General features: G+C 57.5%; 9 protein-coding genes, 8 tRNA genes and 3 rRNA genes. 3 read left to right on the top strand and 17 right to left on the bottom strand.

Going from position 1 to position 19084, the window contains the following annotated elements; all coding sequences use genetic code 11:
• Nucleotides 1–53 precede the first annotated feature (53 nt).
• A complete protein-coding gene (locus PHV01_RS03810; RefSeq protein WP_337289822.1) occupies nt 54–2468 on the bottom strand; it encodes a transglycosylase domain-containing protein in 2415 nt (804 codons plus the stop codon).
• Nucleotides 2469–2785: 317 nt separating this feature from the next.
• Here PHV01_RS03810 and gltB point away from each other — a divergent pair, with 317 nt between their 5' ends.
• The 3 genes from gltB (at nt 2786) to PHV01_RS03825 (ending at nt 9797) form a co-directional block, all read left to right on the top strand.
• Nucleotides 2786–7375 (top strand): glutamate synthase large subunit, encoded by a 4590-nt coding sequence (gltB, locus tag PHV01_RS03815; RefSeq protein ID WP_337289823.1) that lies wholly within the window; start codon nt 2786–2788, stop codon nt 7373–7375.
• On the top strand, nt 7368–8813 hold the full coding sequence (locus tag PHV01_RS03820; RefSeq protein WP_337289824.1) for a glutamate synthase subunit beta: 1446 nt from the start codon (nt 7368–7370) through the stop codon (nt 8811–8813). Before gltB ends, PHV01_RS03820 begins: the two co-directional genes overlap by 8 nt.
• Before the next feature lie 264 nt (nt 8814–9077).
• Entirely contained in the window at nt 9078–9797 is a 720-nt protein-coding gene (locus PHV01_RS03825; RefSeq protein WP_337289825.1) for a YqgE/AlgH family protein, read from the top strand.
• A gap of 290 nt (nt 9798–10087) precedes the next feature.
• Here PHV01_RS03825 and PHV01_RS03830 read toward each other — a convergent pair.
• The 16 genes from PHV01_RS03830 to PHV01_RS03905 form a co-directional block, all read right to left on the bottom strand.
• Nucleotides 10088–10163: transfer RNA gene (locus PHV01_RS03830), tRNA-Lys, on the bottom strand.
• Nucleotides 10164–10206: 43 nt separating this feature from the next.
• A tRNA-Arg gene (locus PHV01_RS03835) sits at nt 10207–10283 on the bottom strand.
• A gap of 107 nt (nt 10284–10390) precedes the next feature.
• Nucleotides 10391–10467, bottom strand: a tRNA-Arg gene (locus tag PHV01_RS03840).
• 1 nt (nt 10468) lies between these two features.
• Nucleotides 10469–10543 (bottom strand) — tRNA-His (locus PHV01_RS03845).
• An 84-nt stretch (nt 10544–10627) separates the two neighbouring features.
• Nucleotides 10628–10705, bottom strand: a tRNA-Arg gene (locus tag PHV01_RS03850).
• Between the two features lie 15 nt (nt 10706–10720).
• Nucleotides 10721–10797 (bottom strand) — tRNA-Pro (locus tag PHV01_RS03855).
• A 47-nt stretch (nt 10798–10844) separates the two neighbouring features.
• Nucleotides 10845–11450, bottom strand: coding sequence for an RdgB/HAM1 family non-canonical purine NTP pyrophosphatase (gene rdgB, locus PHV01_RS03860; protein ID WP_337289826.1), 606 nt, complete (start codon nt 11448–11450; stop codon nt 10845–10847).
• A gap of 36 nt (nt 11451–11486) precedes the next feature.
• Entirely contained in the window at nt 11487–12224 is a 738-nt protein-coding gene (gene rph, locus PHV01_RS03865) for a ribonuclease PH (protein WP_337289827.1), read from the bottom strand.
• Between the two features lie 35 nt (nt 12225–12259).
• Nucleotides 12260–12829 (bottom strand): GerMN domain-containing protein, encoded by a 570-nt coding sequence (locus tag PHV01_RS03870; protein WP_337289828.1) that lies wholly within the window; start codon nt 12827–12829, stop codon nt 12260–12262.
• A gap of 78 nt (nt 12830–12907) precedes the next feature.
• The gene (locus PHV01_RS03875; RefSeq protein WP_337289829.1) at nt 12908–14539 is read right to left on the bottom strand and encodes an N-acetylmuramoyl-L-alanine amidase; all 1632 of its coding nucleotides are present in this window, start codon (nt 14537–14539) and stop codon (nt 12908–12910) included.
• A gap of 214 nt (nt 14540–14753) precedes the next feature.
• Nucleotides 14754–14870 (bottom strand): 5S ribosomal RNA (rrf, locus tag PHV01_RS03880).
• Between the two features lie 63 nt (nt 14871–14933).
• Nucleotides 14934–15275, bottom strand: a complete 342-nt coding sequence (locus PHV01_RS03885) for a helix-hairpin-helix domain-containing protein (RefSeq protein ID WP_337289830.1) — start codon at nt 15273–15275, stop codon at nt 14934–14936.
• Between the two features lie 33 nt (nt 15276–15308).
• Nucleotides 15309–18335, bottom strand: a 23S ribosomal RNA gene (locus PHV01_RS03890).
• A 138-nt stretch (nt 18336–18473) separates the two neighbouring features.
• Nucleotides 18474–18549 (bottom strand) — tRNA-Ala (locus tag PHV01_RS03895).
• A gap of 76 nt (nt 18550–18625) precedes the next feature.
• Nucleotides 18626–18702: transfer RNA gene (locus tag PHV01_RS03900), tRNA-Ile, on the bottom strand.
• 162 nt (nt 18703–18864) lie between these two features.
• Nucleotides 18865–19084, bottom strand: a 16S ribosomal RNA gene (locus PHV01_RS03905); the annotation flags it as partial.

The raw sequence follows: 19084 nt of genomic DNA on the forward strand, positions 1-19084 counted from the left end.
TCACCACACTGGCAGTCATGGCGTTCACCTGGGGGTGTTTTTTCTTCCGTCGTTTACGGAGCGCTCGTTTCATCCTCGATCATTTCGGGGGAGAGCCGTGACGACACGGACAATGGAAACGGCGTAGTCGGATCGGTCGCCTCAGGAAATCTCTCTGTGGGGCGGTTCTCGTAGACCGCCTGCATCGCCTTAATAAATACGGGAAGCGCATTGCGGCCTCCGGTCTCCTGCCTTTTGATCTTCCGGCCACTTGGAGTTTCGATCTCGGTCTCCATGGGGAGCTTCTTTTCGCGTCCTATCCAGACCGCCATGCAGTAGGAAGGTGAACAGCCATAAAACCAGTTGTCGGTGGTTTCGCCTTTCTCATTGGTAGCAGTGCCAGTCTTGCCCATCACCGGAAAATCCAGCTTGGGAATATGTCGCTGCTGATCACCTGTTTTTACAAGCCTGCCGGTACCATGGGGAAGTTCAATCGGCGCCCGAAGCGCACGTGTAATGGCCAGCACCAGCGTTTCGGCCTCTTGTTTCGCGTTATCTTCAATCGTCTTTTTTTCATCGTCGCTCAGCTCACCGTCGTATCCGTTCCGTCTCTTTTCGGCCTGGAGCTTTTTCGACAGCTCTTCCTCGACCATTTTTTGAAAGACATTTTCCGGCTCTTTTATCGTGACGGCATACGCCACCTCTCCGGATGGACCATCAATCTCTTCAATCACATAAGGCTCAACTCGCGTCCCCATAAGTCCGGTCAACGCCACAGTCATATCGAGCGGTGAGACATCAATCGACCCGATCGCAACCGTCAGTCCGGGATTAATCGTGTGCTCGGGAAGCGAAAATTGCTTTGCAACCTCAGGCGCGATAAGTTCGATCCCTTCGCGTTTTGCGCGTTCGGGGTCCATCGTCTGAAGGTGCATACCGAGTCTGGCCATAAGCTGGAGCATTTCTTCTTTGTAGACAAGTCGTTGCACTCGTGAACCTCTGGCTGCTGATCGAACGTCCCTGATCGCACTCATGGTGCAGGCATTTCGTGATTCGGCGATACAACGGATCGGCTCGCTGATATCGACATAGCGTTGCAACGCTTCATACGGGAAGTTCTGGATGTAGTGTCTGCCGCGCCCGTTACCCATCGAAATATAGATCGCTGATCTGCCATCAGCCCTGCCGTACGAATCATCCAACGTGCAGGGCCCGAACCCTTGGTCTTTACAGGACAGCCGCCCACCCTTCCGGATCCACGTCGCGTAAAAGAACGGCTTGCAGGCTGATCCGCAGTGTCGCTTGATCTGGTTCAGCAGATATTCATTCTCCTGGAATGTCGGCTCTTGCGCAAATACCTTAATCGCCCCGGTCCTGGCATCAATGAGAATGGCTACCCCCCACAAATCGGTGAGAGTAGGATTTCGTCCTTTCATGGCCCCCAGCGATTCATGGAGAGCCTCGGCTGCCGCTCGCTGCCAGCTACAATTGACGGTAGTATGGACCTTGAGCCCCTGATCGACCAGGCGCGTCTTCTCAATGATCTGTCGTCGAGCGAATTCGGCTACGTGGAGCGCTCTGCATTGGTCATGCTCTTGCCGTTTTGGTATCGGCAGCCGCTGGAATTCCTCTCGCTGCGCTTCAGTGATCATCTGTCTGCTGACCAGTTGCTCAAGCACCCTTCCCCGAAGCTTCAACGCCTCATTCGGGTCGATGAATGGGGAGCGCCGCGGTGTCCTCCAGGTTCCAATGATCATCGCGGCTTCTGCAACGGACAGCTCTCCCGGCTCTTTATGGAAGTAATAATCGCTGCACGCTTTGACCCCATATCGCCCATGCCCACAAAAGACATTGTTGAGGTACAGCTCGAGGATTTTCTTTCTGCCCAGGCGCCCCTCAAGCAGCGTCGCGATCCACAGCTCTCTGCTCTTCCGCCACAATTTAGCGCTCAACGCCTTGGTCTCCCGCTCGTGTCGGAGTTCCTCTTCCGCAAACAACAGGCGCGCAACCTGCTGGGTGATGGTCGATCCCCCTTGCTCGAAGCTCAACGTCTTGAGATCCTGCCACAACGCGCGCATGATGCCACGGCCGCTGATAGGCGTCAGGCGCTTCTCAAAATCTCTGTCCTCTATCAGCACAGCGAGCTTTGGAAAGTGTCCCATCTCTTCCAACTTGATGATCTCGCGGCAGTAGGTGCAATACTCTCTCAGCTCTTCACCCTGCTCCGCATACAGGGTGCTGGTTTCACGACGATCCTGTATCCGCGAGAAGTCTGGCCATCGGAAGAAGCCGTTGAGGTACAGCATGAGAAACATCCCGACGGCAAGAGGAAGCGTCAGCAGAAAAATTGTCGAGAGCAGCGGCAGGATCGAGCGGGCGACCTTTGTCAGATCACCCACCGACTCAAGCCTATTTCTCAGGGCAATGGTGAACCGAGCGATATGAGCCCTCATATCGCTACCGACAACTGTGAGCCATTTCTTAACCATGACTTACATTATACGCCTTTCATCTCAAGATGTAAGCCAAGCTCATGGGCGAAGGTCCCTCACGTCGAGTTCCCGCGACTTTTTCCCGAGACTTTCCGCTTGACAGCGGGATCGAAGAACGCTATCACACTATGCTCAATCTTCTTGGAAGATCTCCGCTGCCAGCCTGGCCCCCGTCTTTCGGTGGGCTCCGTAAAGGATGGCTGTTCATATTGCTCAGCGTGGCCGTTTTTCACGTGACTTATCGCACGGTTTCGGCTATATTTGATGGCAATTCTCATTGAACGACGGCTTCAAAAAGGTGGAAGGAGAACTTTGTGACTGACCAGACGAATTCAGTGTCTGTGACCCCTTTCGGTATCCCGCCACGACAGGGTCTATACGACCCGGCTTACGAGCATGATGCCTGCGGCGTCGGCTTCGTGGTCGATATCAAGGGTCGTAAATCCCATACTATCATCCAGCAGTCGCTGACGATTCTGAAGAATCTGCTGCATCGTGGCGCCTGCGGCGCCGAGCCGAACACGGGCGATGGAGCCGGCATTCTCATTCAGATGCCCCATGCCTTTCTTGCCCGCGAGTGCGCCCAGATCGGGTTCACCCTGCCCGCGCCGAAGCAGTACGGCGCCGGGCTGGTCTTCCTGCCCACGGACCCTTCGCAGGCCGCAAAATGCCAGGCGATCTTCGAGGAGCTGATCCTGCAAGAGGGGCAGACGCTCCTGGGGTGGCGCGACGTACCGACCGACGATTCGCAGATCGGCCCAAGCGCCAAGGCCGCTGAGCCGGCCTTCAAGCAGATCTTCATCGGCCGCAACCCGGCCATTCAGGACGATTGGGCGTTCGAACGGACGCTCTACGTGATCCGCAAGCAGGTCGAGCATGTGGTCTACGACTCGGCCCTGCCGCAGCGGAAGCTCTTCTATCTGCCAAGCCTCTCCTCAACTACGCTGATCTACAAGGGAATGCTCTCGGCGGATCAGATCGAGACGATCTTCCCGGACCTCATGGACCCGGCCGTTGAATCGGCGCTGGCGCTGGTTCACCAGCGCTTTTCGACCAACACCTTCCCCTCTTGGCCGCTGGCCCACCCCTACCGGTATATGGCCCATAACGGCGAGATCAACACGCTGCGCGGCAACATCAACTGGATGCGCGCTCGCGAGGCGCTGTGCGAATCCGAACTGCTGCCCGACCTCAAGAAGATCTTTCCGATCGTGCTGGAGGGTGGGAGCGACTCGGCGATCTTCGATAACGTCCTGGAGTTCCTGGTCATGGCCGGGCGTCCCCTGCCCCACGCCATCCTCATGATGATCCCGGAGGCCTGGAGCGGTCACGAATCGATGGGTGAGGAGCGCAAGGCCTTCTACGAGTACCACGGCTGCCTGATGGAGCCCTGGGACGGGCCGGCCTCGATTGCCTTTACCGACGGGACGGTGATCGGGGCGGTGCTGGACCGCAACGGACTGCGCCCGTCGCGCTACTACGTCACGAAGGACGGCCTGGTCGTCATGGCATCAGAGGTTGGGGTATTGGATATCCCGCCCGAGAATGTGCTGATCAAAGAGCGCCTGCACCCCGGCAGGATCTTCCTGGTGGACACCGCCCAGGGGAGGATCATCGACGATACCGAGTTGAAGCATGCCTTTGCCACCGAGCACCCGTATCGAGAGTGGCTCGATTCGAACCTGATCCCGCTGGAGGAGTTACCGGCGCCGCCTCACGTGCATGAGCCGGATCACGAGACAGTACTGCAGCGGCAGCAGCTCTTCGGCTATACCCATGAAGATCTGCGCCTCCTGATCGGGCCGATGGCCATGAAGGGTGAGGAGCCGGTCGGCTCCATGGGGACCGACACGCCGCTTGCCGTCCTCTCCAACCGTCCGCGTCTGCTCTACGACTATTTCCAGCAGCTCTTCGCCCAGGTGACCAACCCCCCGTTGGACGCAATCCGGGAAGAACTGGTCACTCAGATGGCGACCACCATCGGACCGGAACGGAACCTGCTCAAGCCGGAGCCTGAAAGCTGCCGGCAGATCAAATTGAAGACACCGGTTCTGGATAACGAGGAGTTGGCGCGGATCCGTTATATGGATCTACCCGGCTTCAGGTCGATGACGCTGCCGATGCTGTTCCCGGTGGCCGAAGGCGGCAAGGGCCTCCAGCAGGCGCTGGAGGAGCTGTGCCGCAAGGCGAGCCAGGCTATTGCGGATGGTTATACCTTCCTCATCCTGTCCGACCGGGGTGTATCGAAGGATCTGGCCCCGATCCCGGCTCTCCTCGCCACCGCCGGCGTTCATCATCACCTGGTTCGTGAGGAAACCCGGACGCGTGCCGGACTGATAATTGAGAGCGGCGAGCCGCGCGAGGTCCACCATGCCGCGTTGCTCATCGGATACGGCGCGGGCGCCGTCAACCCATACCTGGCCTTCGAAAGCCTCGACGATATGATCCGCGAGGGGCTGCTGCCCGAGATGGACCACAAGAAGGCCGTCAAGCACTATATCAAGGCGCTCAATAAGGGCGTCCTGAAGGTGATCTCCAAGATGGGGATCTCCACGATCCAATCTTACCGTGGCGCCCAGATCTTCGAGGCGATCGGGCTGGACAAGGCGTTCGTCGACCGGTGCTTCACCTGGACCGCCTCCCGAATCGGCGGTATCGGGATCGATGGGATTGCCGAAGAGGTGATCCTCCGCCATCGCAAGGCCTTCCCAGACAGACCCGTCGGCGAGCCAAACCTTGAGTGGGGCGGTGAATATCAGTGGCGGCGAGACGGCGAGTATCATCTCCTGAATCCCGAGACGGTCGCGAAGCTGCAGTACTCTACACGGACCGGCCAATACACTATCTTCAAGGAGTACACCACGCTGGTCAACAATACCAGCCAGAACCTGTGCACCCTCCGGGGGCTGTTCGAGATCAAGCGCGCCGAGCAGCCGATTCCGATCGAAGAGGTCGAGCCTGCCGAGTCGATCCTCAAGCGCTTCGCCACCGGGGCCATGTCGTACGGCTCCATCAGCCAGGAGGCCCACGAGACGCTGGCCATTGCCATGAACAGGCTGGGCGCCAGGTCGAATACCGGAGAGGGGGGCGAGGATCCCGCTCGCTTCATACCGGATCCCAACGGCGACTGGCGTCGCAGCGCCATCAAGCAAGTCGCCTCCGGTCGCTTCGGGGTCACCAGCGAGTACCTGGTCAATGCCACCGATCTGCAGATCAAGATGGCGCAGGGCAGTAAGCCTGGTGAGGGTGGCCAGCTCCCCGGCGCAAAAGTCTATCCCTGGGTCGCCAAGGTGCGGCATTCAACCCCTGGCGTGGGCCTTATCTCGCCGCCGCCGCACCATGACATCTACTCCATCGAAGACATTAAACAGCTCATCCATGACTTGAAGAATAGTAATCCAAGTGCTCGTATTCACGTCAAATTAGTAGCAGAAGTTGGAGTTGGGACGATCGCAGCCGGGGTAGCTAAGGCCTTTTCCGATGTGGTTCTGATCTCCGGATTCGATGGGGGGACGGGGGCTTCCCCGCTGGGTTCCATCAAGCACGCAGGCCTGCCATGGGAGCTGGGACTGGCCGAGACTCAGCAGGTACTGGTGATGAACAAGCTCCGGGATCGGATTGCCGTCCAGGTCGATGGTCAGATGAAGACCGGGCGCGATGTCGTCATCGCCGCGCTGCTGGGTGCCGAGGAGTTTGGCTTCTCCACGGCGCCGCTGGTCGTATCAGGCTGTATCATGATGCGCGTCTGCCATCTGAACACCTGCCCGGTGGGAGTCGCCACTCAGGATCCAGAGTTGAGAAAGAACTTCTCCGGCAAGCCGGAGTATGTCGAAAATTTCTTCCGCTTCATTGCGGCCGAGGTGCGCGAGCTGATGGCGGAACTTGGCTTCCGCACCATGGATGAGATGATCGGTCGCGTGGATAGGCTCGACACGAAGAAGGCGGTGGAGCACTGGAAGGCCAAGGGACTGGACTTCTCGTCGATCCTCTATCGCCCGGAGGTCGGGCCTGAGGTGGCCATCCGTAAGGTGCGAGAGCAGGATCATGGCCTGGAACAGTCGCTGGACATGACCACCATCGTCCCGCTCTGCGAACCCGCGCTCGAACGGCGGGAGCCGGTGGGCCTTCGCCTACAGATCAGGAATGTCAACCGCACGGTCGGCACTATCCTGGGCTCCCAGGTGACCAGGCGCTACGGGGGCGACGGCCTACCGGAGGACACGATCCGGATCCACTTCACCGGGTCGGCCGGGCAAAGCTTCGGCGCCTTCATCCCCAAAGGGGTCACGCTGGCCCTGGAGGGCGACAGCAACGACTACCTGGGGAAGGGGCTGTCGGGCGGTAAGATCATTGTCTTCCCCCCTCGTCAGGCGACGTTCGTCCCTGAAGAGAATATTCTGGTCGGTAACGTAGTGCTATACGGCGCCACAAAGGGTGAGGTCTATCTCCGGGGCGTCGCCGGCGAGCGGTTCGCGGTGCGCAACAGCGGGGCTCATGCGGTGGTGGAAGGTGTCGGCGACCATGGCTGCGAGTATATGACCGGCGGCCGCGTGGTGGTCATCGGTCACACCGGGCGGAATTTCGCCGCCGGGATGTCCGGGGGCGTGGCCTATGTCCTGGACGAAGCCGGCGACTTCAAGACCCGGTGCAATCTCAGTATGGTTGATCTGGAAGCCTTAGATACCGAGGAGGAGATTGAGGAGGTCAAGGAGCTACTGCGCCGCCACCTCCGCTATACCGGCAGCACGGTGGCTGAGCGGATCCTCGGAAGCTGGCAGACAATGGAGGCCAAGTTCGTCAAGGTGATACCAAAAGACTACAAACGGGCGATGAAAGCAATGAAACGCGCTGAGACTGAAGGGATCCCCTGGGAACAGGCGGTGATGATGGGCGCCCATGGGTAAGCCAACCGGTTTCATCGAGTTCAAGCGCGAAAAGCAACCATACCGGCCGGTCGAAGAGCGGATCAAAGACTGGCAGCAGGTGATGCTGCCGTGGCCGACAGAGGTGCTGAGGCGGCAAGGGGCGCGCTGCATGGACTGCGGCATCCCGTTCTGCCATCAGGGCTGCCCGCTTGGCAATATCATCCCGGACTGGAATGACCTGGTCTACCGCGACCGCTGGCAGGACGCCATCGAGCGCCTGCACGCCACCAACAACTTCCCGGAATTCACCGGGACCGCCTGCCCGGCGCCCTGCGAGGGCTCATGCGTCCTCGGGATCAACAACGACCCCGTGACGATCAAGGCGATCGAGTTAGCCATTGTCGAGCACGCCTTCGAGGCCGGATGGATCAAGCCAGAACCTCCCGCGCTACGCACCGGAAAAAAAGTGGCGATTGTGGGCTCGGGTCCGGCAGGGCTTGCGGCAGCCCAGCAGCTCAACCGCGCCGGTCATTGGGTGACGGTCTTCGAACGGGCCGACCGGATCGGCGGCCTGTTGCGCTACGGGATTCCGGAGTTCAAACTGGAAAAGCGGGTGCTGGACCGACGGCTTGATCAGATGACTAAGGAAGAGGTTCAATTCCGTATTCAGGCAAACGTTGGGGTGAATGTGGCGATCGAGGAGCTTCGGCGCGAGTTTGATGCCATTCTTCTCGCTGGAGGGGCCACTGCGCCGCGCGACCTTGCGGTCCCCGGGCGCGAACTGCGCGGGATCCACTTTGCCATGGAGTACCTGACGCTTCAGAACCGGCGCTGCCAGGACGAGGTCATCCCTGATGAGGCGTTCATCACCGCCAACGGAAAGCGTGTGGTCATCATCGGCGGTGGCGACACCGGCGCCGACTGCCTCGGGACTGCCCACCGTCAGGGGGCGCTGTCCGTCCACCAATTCGAGTTGCTCCCCCAACCACCCGACACCAGGGCGTCGAATAATCCCTGGCCCCAGTGGCCGGTCATCTTCCGTACCTCCTCCGCCCATGCGGAGGGCGGCATCCGCGAGTTCTCGATCTCTACAACCCGCTTCTCCGGAGAAAATGGCCAGGTCCAGAAGCTGCACGCACACAGGGTCGAGATGATCACCGAAAACGGCCGGATGGCCTTCAGACCGATCCCCGGCACCGAGTTCGAACTGGAAGTGGACTTGGTCCTGCTGGCCATGGGCTTTCTGGGTCCAGAGCGCAGCGGACTGCTTAGTGAACTCAGCGTACGACTCACCGACCGCGGCAACGTCTGGCGGGATCAGGACTGGATGACCAGCGTGCCTGGCGTCTTTACGGCCGGCGATATGCAGCGCGGCCAATCGTTGATCGTCTGGGCTATCGCCGAAGGCCGTAGCGCCGCCCGAGGCATCGACCGCTACCTCATGGGCCATTCCGCCCTCCCCGCTCCCCTCCCCTAATCCACCAGATCATCCATTCGCACTGGGGAGGCGCGGGCGTTTTGTGCGCCGTCTCAAAGTGCGGGTGCGCCGCTCTCCCTGAAGAGCCGCTGGTCCCGCGTATCGGGGATCTTTACGTCATGATCGCGGTTCTGGACGGGTAACTATGGGGCTGCCGCCCCTTGTGCTCCCTCTTTCAATACGAGAAATACAAAGCAGACCGAAGGACTCCTGGTATACTTAAACATACAAACCGGAAGTTCGCCAAATTGAAACGCGAGTTCGATGGTTATTTCCGCTCAGTTCGTCTCGAACATCGCTGACCCACCGCGGCAACACAGGCGCGTACCTCGCCGCGTCAAGGCCGGCTCTCTGCTGTGGTTTCTTGCAACCCTCGCAGTCATTGCGGGGCTGCTGACATCAGGGTCGGGCCTGCTACTGGCCGCAGGCGCCACAACCCGGATGGCCGCTGCCTCCCAGTCCGCCACTCTTGCCGGTCAGCTTCTGGTTGCCAAGGATGAACTTCGAGATCCACGATTCGTCCGCTCCGTGATCTATCTCCTCCATCATGACGCGAATGGAGCGATGGGTCTCATCCTGAACAGGCCGGTCGGAGAGGCATCCCTATCTGAGCTGCTGAAAGACGCGGGGTTGGAAGGCACGGGGGTAAAGGGAAAGATCCGCGTACACTTTGGAGGACCGGTCGATCCTGGACTGGGATTCGTCCTACATACTGCGGACTACAAGATCGAGGGCACTAAAGTCGTCAAGAACGGCATCGCCGTAACGGCGCAACCGGAGATTCTCCGCGCCATTGGCGCCAGGACAGGCCCACACAAGAGCCTCTTTGCGCTGGGGTATGCCGGTTGGGCGCCAAGCCAGCTCGAGGCCGAAATCAAGGCCGGGGCATGGGAGATCGTCCCGGCCGACGAAGCGCTCGTGTTCGATGAGAACGCTGAGACGAAGTGGGAGCGCGCTCTGGCCCGACGGACGATTCGTCTCTGATTTTCACACCGCATTCCCCCTGAAACCAAGTTGTCGCTGCCCTGAAAGCCCCCCTACAGTCCCTTCTCCGCCCGATGTGGAGGATGGGAAGGGGAGTACAAGCAGAACTTTTTTGTCTATCGGCAAACGGAAGGTCCATGAGGCTTCAGAGGTTCCAGCCTACCAGAATCCTGATCGTTAGGAGACTGAATTAGGGAAGAGGAAGACCATTTCAAGGAATAACTACGGCCGTAGATGCTAGCGAAACTCGCAGGACTTCACAGGAATAGCCCGCTTTTCTCTGAAAAGTTTGGTGGGCCGTATAGGACTCGAACCTATGACCCGCTGATTAAGAGTCAGCTGCTCTACCAACTGAGCTAACGGCCCCTCCGAGCTGATAGCTGTTAACTTTCAGCTATCAGCATTTTCATGGCGCGCCCAGGGAGACTCGAACTCCCGACCTACTGCTTAGAAGGCAGCCGCTCTATCCGGCTGAGCTATGGGCGCCTAACAACAGGATATGGGGGTTAGGGGATAGGGGATAGAAAACAAGGAACCCGCTGCTATCCACGCCTCAGCCCTGAACCCTTCACCATATACCCTACGCTCTTTTATGGCGCGCCCAGGGAGACTCGAACTCCCGACCTACGGATTCGAAGTCCGGCGCTCTATCCGGCTGAGCTATGGGCGCGTGGGGTGAACGGAGGGACTCGAACCCTCAACCCCTGGAGCCACAGTCCAGTGCTCTGCCATTGAGCTACGCTCACCATTCGAACCGCGTACACAGTTTAGAGGGTAGGGTTGCGTCATTCCGATCCCCTACCCCCTATACCCTAAACCATTTCTTTTATTGGCGCGCCTGGCCCGATTTGAACGGGCGACACACGGCTCCGGAGGCCGTTGCTCTGTCCGGGCTGAGCTACAGGCGCGAAAACCCTACATTGTGGTCGGGGCGAGAGGATTTGAACCTCCGACTCCCTGCTCCCAAAGCAGGTGCGCTACCAGGCTGCGCCACGCCCCGCCTTTCATCTCCTCCCTAACCGCAACCGCCGACCTTTCAGCCTCCGGTCAGCTCACGCTACGGCAAACAAAACGCCGCAACAGCGGTTTTGCTTTCTCGAGGGCACGCGCACGATGGCTGATTCGATTCTTGGCATCCGGTGGAAGCGAGGCCATCGTCACACCATACTCTGGAACGATGAAAATAGGGTCGTAACCGAACCCGCCATCGCCGTTTGGGGCCTCGGCGATGATCCCCTGGCAGCTCCCATGAAACAGGGTCAGCTCTCCTCCTGGGCCAGCCACGGCCACCACACACTGAAAAGAAGCTCCTCGCCAAGAACGCGGTATTCCTGTGAGCAATTCGAGGATCCGCTGATTGCGTTCCCGATCGGTCGCTGTCGGGCCGAGGTAACGGTTGGAGTGAACTCCGGGCTGCCCTCCGAGGGCTTCCACCTCGAGACCGGAATCGTCGGCAAGCGCCCAGTACCCGCTTAGTTCTGCTGCTGCCTTGGCCTTCGTCGCGGCATTCTCAGCGTACGTGGCACCGGACTCAACCGGAGGAATATGCCCGCCAAGCGAGGCGATCGATAAAAAAGAAATCCTCAGGTCGCTGAGGATGTTCGCAATTTCTCGAAATTTTCCTTCGTTTGCCGTCGCCAGAACCAATTGCATTCTAGGAATCTCGCCACCGAATGTCAAGCTACATCTTTACATCTTCAAGCCGTTGATCTCAGCTCCCAGAAGTTGATGTTGGAGGTCAACGAGCTGCTCGATACCTCGAGTCGCCAACTGGAGCATCTGGTCTAACTGGGCCTTATCGAATGGAACCTCCTCTGCCGTCCCCTGGATCTCGACGAACCTCTTGGAGCCGGTCATCACCACATTCATATCCACATCGGCCATGGAGTCCTCGGCATAGTTGAGGTCCAGCAAGAGTTCTCCTTCCACACATCCGACACTCACACCGGCCACGAAATCCTTTAGGAGCGGTCCCTTGAGTTGGCCGTTCTCTTGAAGACGAGAGAGCGCATCGGTCATTGCCACAAAGGCCCCTGTGATAGCGGTAGTTCGAGTCCCTCCGTCAGCCTGGATCACATCACAATCTATCAGCACTGTCCGCTCGCCCAAGCGTGTCAAATCAATCACCGCCCGCAGGGACCGGCCAATGAGACGCTGGATCTCGAATGTCCGACCGCTAGCCTTCCCGGTCGCCGATTCCCGAGCTGTCCTCGTCTTGGTCGCGCGTGGGAGCATCCCATATTCCGCAGTCACCCACCCCTGACCGGTTGCACGCAGGAACAGCGGAACCTTTTCCTCTATCGTGGCTGTACAGAGGACTTTAGTCTCACCGACCTCAATGAGCAGAGACCCTTCAGCATGCTTGAGGAATCCGCGGTTCACCTTCACCGGCCTGATCTCGTCTATTTTCCGACCATCACTCCTCACAAGCTCTCCTTTCGCGCAATCACCCGCCAGCCATCTCAAAAGACGTACTGGGGAGACAAGGGCATCCGTGTATCAACATGCCCTGCCAACGTTGGAATCTCAGTTCCCTCCACAAGGATCTGTACGTGCGTGATCTGGACAAAGTTCGAGGCAAGCGTATTGACAATAGAGAATACGGCGTAGAGCTCTGCTTGAGCGCCTCCTGACAAGCCATCCCGTAACCCCCGATTGAAATCGACGTACGCAGTCCCGAACGAATCAATAAACAGATTGAGAAGCTGGGCCTCCCGAGGAACCGCCGCCGCAAGCGTACTACTTTTCGGCCCGTTCATAAGCTCGGTCAAGATCCGCTTTGCCTCTTCTGTTGTCGTCGCCTCACTTCCTATCTCTCGGACCTCCTCATGGAACGAGTTGCCGTCACCGGCTAAGAAGAAGAGCGTTGCACTTTTCTTCCCACTCTCGAATGTCGGCTTCATCGGTTCTGAGGCAGTACGCTGGACGGCAGGTCTGTCCACGGTGACCGCTTTGCTACCCCAAAGAGCGATCGCACCGACGATCACCACCAGCAAGGCGATCAGGATAGCCGCAATCTTCATGTGGCACATTGCCATTCTCCTACAAACAGCTCATGAAACGCTGCCCGACACGACACACGAAAATGTTATCCCGGAAGTTGTCAGCTTTCAGCGCTCAACTCTTCCGATCCATCCCTCCGCCGCGGCGGAGGCTGATGGTTGGACGCTCTTTTCTTTCGTCGGCCTCGCAATAGCCGTTGAGGACTCGGGCATCAATCCTACCCGTTTTTCATACCTTGCCTTAAACTGGGCGATGCCGGCCAGCAGAGCCTCTGCGACCTGTTGCCGATACGCCTCTTGCTCAAGTTTTCGCTCTTCCTGAGGGTTCGTAATAAAGGCGACCTCCACAAGAACCGACGGCATCGCCGCCCCGATCAGCACGAAGAAGGGTGCCGACTTGACCCCGCGATTGTCTACCCCGAGACTCTGCCCAAGTTCGTTCAGGAGCAGCTCTGCCAACTCACTGGATTCCCTGACATAGAACGTTTGAGTCAGGTCCCAAAGAACAGTTTTCAAGCCTCGCTGCGCATCCTGGCCGACGCCCTCAAGGTTGAGGGCTGTGTTCTCTCTGACGGCAGAAGCCTTTGCGCCTCGATCCGATGGTTCGCGGCTCAAAAAATAGGTCTCAAAACCGACAGCACGACTCCCTGGAGCCGCATTGACGTGCAAACTGATGAAGAAATCGGCTCGGTGTCGATTGGCGATCATCGTTCGGCTCTCAAGTGGGACAAACACATCCTCCGTCCGGGTCATGATAACCTTCATCCCAAGATTCTCTTCGATCAATCGCTGTAACTTGAAGCCGACATCCAGGACGATATCTTTCTCCATCGCTCCTGATGGGCCGATCGCACCAGAATCTCTTCCTCCATGGCCGGGATCGATGACGACTGTCCTGACAATAGGTTCCGGGGACGATGCGGCAGACAACTCAGGTGGCTCGACACCTCGAGTCGCCGGTTTCGCCTGATCTCCTCGTTTAGGTGTCGCCTTCGCCAGAGCATCAACTTGCCGTGAATTCTGCACCTGCTCTTCGATGGGAAAGAGATCGACAACAATCCGATCAGGCTCTCCCATGGCGAATGCCTTGCTCCGCAAACGGCGTCCTGCCCCATGGATCGTGATCTGGCTGTTACTACCAAGCTGTTGGGTTTCAACTGAGGCCACAAGGCCATCAGAGACTTGACTGAATCGGATTGCGGGGCTTACAGTTCCGCGCTTCACCTCCAGTACAACTCGTCCTGATGCCCCATCGTCCCTGAGAATGAAATCGTGCGATCGAGTTCCTTCCAAGACGATCCTGGTATGATCCTGGTAGGTGCGAAACCGTAAAAGACTCAGCGAGTACGCCTTTTGGGCGATCCTGACTACCCGCGCCTCAGGATCCCAGTTAATCCGGCCTTCACCGTATCGCACACCAAGCGCAATTGGCAGGAGCTCAAGGGGAACGACCACACCTCCCCCGAGCTTTCGAGGCGGATCGGACAGTAAGATAACGGATTTTCCCATCCGAACTTTGGGAGAGCCGACTGTGACTGACAGCGAGGATTTCCCAAGCTGAATTCGGTAGCTTCGGCCAGTCAGTAGCGGTTTCGGAGAATTTCCTACGGCCTTGGTTAGGCTTGCCAACGGCAGATATTCAGCGCCATGGACCTTCACTAATGAGAGGGTCAAAGAATCATTCTCGCGATCAATCCTTACCTGAGCAGCCTCAGCAGAGGAAGCGACCGCACCTGCCATGACCAAGACCCCAAAAAGCACAGCTAGTCTGCCTGAAGACTGTTGAACACACCTCTGCCAGTTCAAACCGAACCTCTCATCCTCTACCACGCCAAGAAATGTAAGTATCTCTAGAAATGGATCATCCCATCTCTTCATGCACTTGTCAAAGGCGAAGACTGGCCCAAAAAAGAAATGCCCTCACGAAACCTTCCGTGGGGGCATTTCAAAAAACTCCTGGCGGCGACCTACTCTCCCGCGCAGTTGCCCACGCAGTACCATCGGCGCTGGAGGACTTCACTTCCGTGTTCGGAATGGGAACGGGTGTTTCCCCTCCGCTATGGCCACCAGGAATCTTTACAGGAATATTTGAATAGCTTTCCGGGTCCTTCGAGGGCCGCGGTCTATGAGTCAACTAATGCGACGTCGACCTCAGTGGAAACGAATTCACTCGTATCCGCTCCTTAATTCTGGCGAACTGTTTACGGCTCAGCACCTTTTTTGCCACTAATTCATCGAGCTTGCGATATGGCCGATGCTGGATAACTCGCTCCGCCAGCTCTCGACCAATTCCAGGCAGCTTTTCCAGTTCTCGAGCCGTCGCCGAGTTAAGGTTCAGCTTCCGCGCTACAGACTTCGTAACGACAGGCGACTCTTCGCCTGCTACGTTCCACTCAGATCCTGCCCACGCGACCGAAGTGTATATACCGACCACCCCAACAAATACGGCTACAAACAGGGGCGCGATTTCTCTCATCACCAAGAATCCAATACAGAAGAAAAAATATTTGGGGTCAAGCCTCACGACCGATTAGTACCAGTAGGCTGAACGCATTGCTGCGCTTACACGTCTGGCCTATCAACCTTGTGATCTACAAGAGGTCTTCAGGGGCTTGCGCCCGGGAGATCTCATCTTGGGGTGGGCTTCGCACTTAGATGCTTTCAGCGTTTATCCCTTCCGAACATAGCTACCCAGCGATGCCCTTGGCAGAACAACTGGCACACTAGAGGTTCGTCCATCCCGGTCCTCTCGTACTAGGGACAGATCCCCGCAAATCTCCTACGCCCGCAGCAGATAGGGACCGAACTGTCTCACGACGTTCTAAACCCAGCTCGCGTACCGCTTTAATGGGCGAACAGCCCAACCCTTGGGACCTGCTTCAGCCCCAGGATGCGATGAGCCGACATCGAGGTGCCAAACCTCCCCGTCGATGTGGACTCTTGGGGGAGATAAGCCTGTTATCCCCGGAGTACCTTTTATCCGTTGAGCGATGGCCCTTCCACTCGGGACCACCGGATCACTAAGCCCTGCTTTCGCACCTGCTTGACTTGTAGGTCTCGCAGTTAAGCTCCCTTATGCCTTTGCACTCAACGCACGATTGCCGACCGTGCTGAGGGAACCTTTGGGCGCCTCCGTTACACTTTAGGAGGCGACCGCCCCAGTCAAACTGCCCACCTGACATTGTCCCCGACCTGGCTTCACAGGTCTAGGTTAGAACCCCAGTAGAGTAAGGGTGGTATTTCAAGGATGGCTCCACGGAAGCTAGCGCCCCCGCTTCACAGCCTCCCACCTATCCTACACATACTGCACCAAGATTCAATGCCAAGCTACAGTAAAGGTTCACGGGGTCTTTCCGTCTAGCTGCGGGTAACCGGCATCTTCACCGGTACTACAATTTCACCGAGCCACTCGCTGAGACAGCGGCCAAGTCGTTACGCCATTCGTGCAGGTCGGAACTTACCCGACAAGGAATTTCGCTACCTTAGGACCGTTATAGTTACGGCCGCCGTTTACCGGGGCTTCGATTCAGAGCTTTTCCACCTTGCGGCAGATAACCCCTCCTGTTAACCGTCCGGCACCGGGCAGGCGTCAGTCCGTATACATCGCCTTTCGGCTTGGCACGGACCTGTGTTTTTAGTAAACAGTCGCTTGGCCCAATTCTCTGCGACCTTCCAGCGCTTTGCGGGGTAAACCCGCTCACGCCGGCAGGGTACCCCTTCTCCCGAAGTTACGGGGCTATTTTGCCGAGTTCCTTAGCGAGTGTTCTCTCGAGCGCCTTGGAATGTTCTTCCTGTCTACCTGAGTCGGTTTGCGGTACGGTCGTCTAGCGACTCGCTAGAGGCTTTTCTTGGCAGCGTGGGCTGAGCCAGTTTGTGGCCTTGCGGCCTCCCCATCACCTCTCGGAGTTAATGCCTCGACGGATTTGCCTATCGAGACCCCCTACCGGTTTAGAGCCCGACATCCAACACGGGCATGGCCTACCCTCCTGCGTCCCCCCATCGCGTCTTTGTCGTCGCCAGGCGGTACAGGAATATTAACCTGTTGTCCTTCGCTTACGCCCGTAGGCCTCAGCTTAGGCCCGACTAACCCTGGGCGGATTATCCTTCCCCAGGAAACCTTAGACTTACGGCGACTAGGTTTTCCACCTAGTTTATCGCTACTTAGGCCGGCATAATCTCTTCTGCACTCTCCACCGGTCGTTACCGTCCAGCTTCACTGACTGCAGAATGCTCCCCTACCGATCCCGTTCGCCGAAGCGAACAGTATCCCACAGCGTCGGTAACAGGCTTGAGCCCCGTTACATTATCGGCGCCAGAACGCTTGACCAGTGAGCTGTTACGCACTCTTTAAAGGATGGCTGCCTCTAAGCCAACCTCCTGGTTGTCTAAGCAATCTGACATCCTTTCCCACTTAGCCTGTATTCCAGGACCTTAGCTGGTGGTCTGGGCTGTTTCCCTCTCGACCATGGAGCTTAGCCCCCACAGTCTGACTCCCGCAATTCCAGTTGACGGCATTCGGAGTTTGGTTGAGTTTGGTACCCTTGTAGGAGCCCTAGCTCATCCAGTGCTCTACCTCCGCCACTTACGTTGCGAGGCTAGCCCTAAAGCTATTTCGGGGAGAACCAGCTATTTCCAGGTTTGATTGGCCTTTCACTCCTACCCCCAGCTCATCCCACACGTTTTCAACCGTGATGAGTTCGAGCTTCCATGCCGTGTTACCGGCACTTCACTCTGGCCAGGGGTAGCTCACCTGGCTTCGGGTCTACTGCACGCAACTGAATCGCCCTATTCGGACTCGCTTTCGCTACGGCTCCGCCTTACGGCTTAACCTTGCTGCGTACAAGTAACTCGCCGGCTCATTAAACAAAAGGCACGCCGTCAGGCATTCTCACCTTGCGGTAAGCATAGCCCTTCGACTGCTTGTAAGTGTACGGTTTCAGGTACTATTTCACTCCCCTCACAGGGGTGCTTTTCACCTTTCCCTCACGGTACTGGTTCACTATCGGTCATCAGCGAGTATTTAGCCTCGGAGGGCGGTCCCCCCAAATTCCCACAGGATTTCACGTGTCCTATGGTACTTGGGTATCCTGCGCAAAGAGTCCCGAACCTTTACTCTACAGGGCTGTCACCTTCTATGGCCGACCTTTCCAGATCGTTCAATTAGATACGGGATTTTTTACTCTTCGACTCTACCGTATTAGAGTCAGGCAAGACCCCACGACCCCAGTGGCGCAACGCACACGGGCTATCACACGCCACCGGTTTGGGCTGTTCCCCTTTCGCTCGCCGCTACTCAGGGAATCGCGGTTGCTTTCTTTTCCTCGAGGTACTGAGATGTTTCAGTTCCCCCGGTTGGCTTCCTCTGGGCTATGTATTCACCCAGTGATGATCCGACATGACTCGGATCGGGTTTCCCCATTCGGGCATCCTCGGATTAGCGTCTGTGTGCGACTACCCGAGGCTTATCGCAGCTTACCACGCCCTTCATCGCCTGCTGATGCCAAGGCATCCACCGTACACTCTTAGTAGCTTGACCCCAAATATTAACTTAATATCTGTATATATTGGAGACCCGGATCGCTTATTCAATTTTCAAAGAGCCCGGCTCATCAGAGCCGCGTCTAACCCTACATCAAAAATCTCGGTCCGTGGGCCCGGACCCACCCTTTCCCCTTGGTGGAGATGAGCGGAATTGAACCGCTGACCCCCTGCTTGCAAAGCAGGTGCTCTCCCATCTGAGCTACATCCCCCAACCGGATCGCCGTTTTTATTGCCGATTGTAGAATAGGAATTCCTCAATCGTCAATCCGTCATCAGCAATCAGAGTGGTGGGCCTTCCTGGGATCGAACCAGGGACCTCACGCTTATCAAGCGTGCGCTCTAACCAGCTGAGCTAAAGGCCCCTTCGACGAACCGAAAGGCATTTTTGGCGAGCAACCCAAGCTATCTGTTGCACTGCGATAATCTAACAAGGCTGATGCCTGGGTTGGCCGTTGGAGAAAAGGAAAATACCGTTGCTACCAACTTGAGGTAAATTGACCTCGGAGCTTTATATTACTCCTTAGAAAGGAGGTGATCCAGCCGCACGTTCCCGTACGGCTACCTTGTTACGACTTCACCCCAATCACTGACCATACCTTCGGCGCCTGCCTCCCTTACGGGTTGGCTCAGCGACTTCGAGTACAGTAAGCTTTCGTGGTGTGACGGGCGGTGTGTACAAGGCCCGGGAACGTATTCACCGCGCCGGGCTGATGCGCGATTACTAGCGATTCCTCCTTCATGCAG

The organism is Candidatus Methylomirabilis sp. (genome assembly GCF_028716865.1).
In the GTDB taxonomy this organism is placed as follows: Bacteria; Methylomirabilota; Methylomirabilia; order Methylomirabilales; family Methylomirabilaceae; genus Methylomirabilis.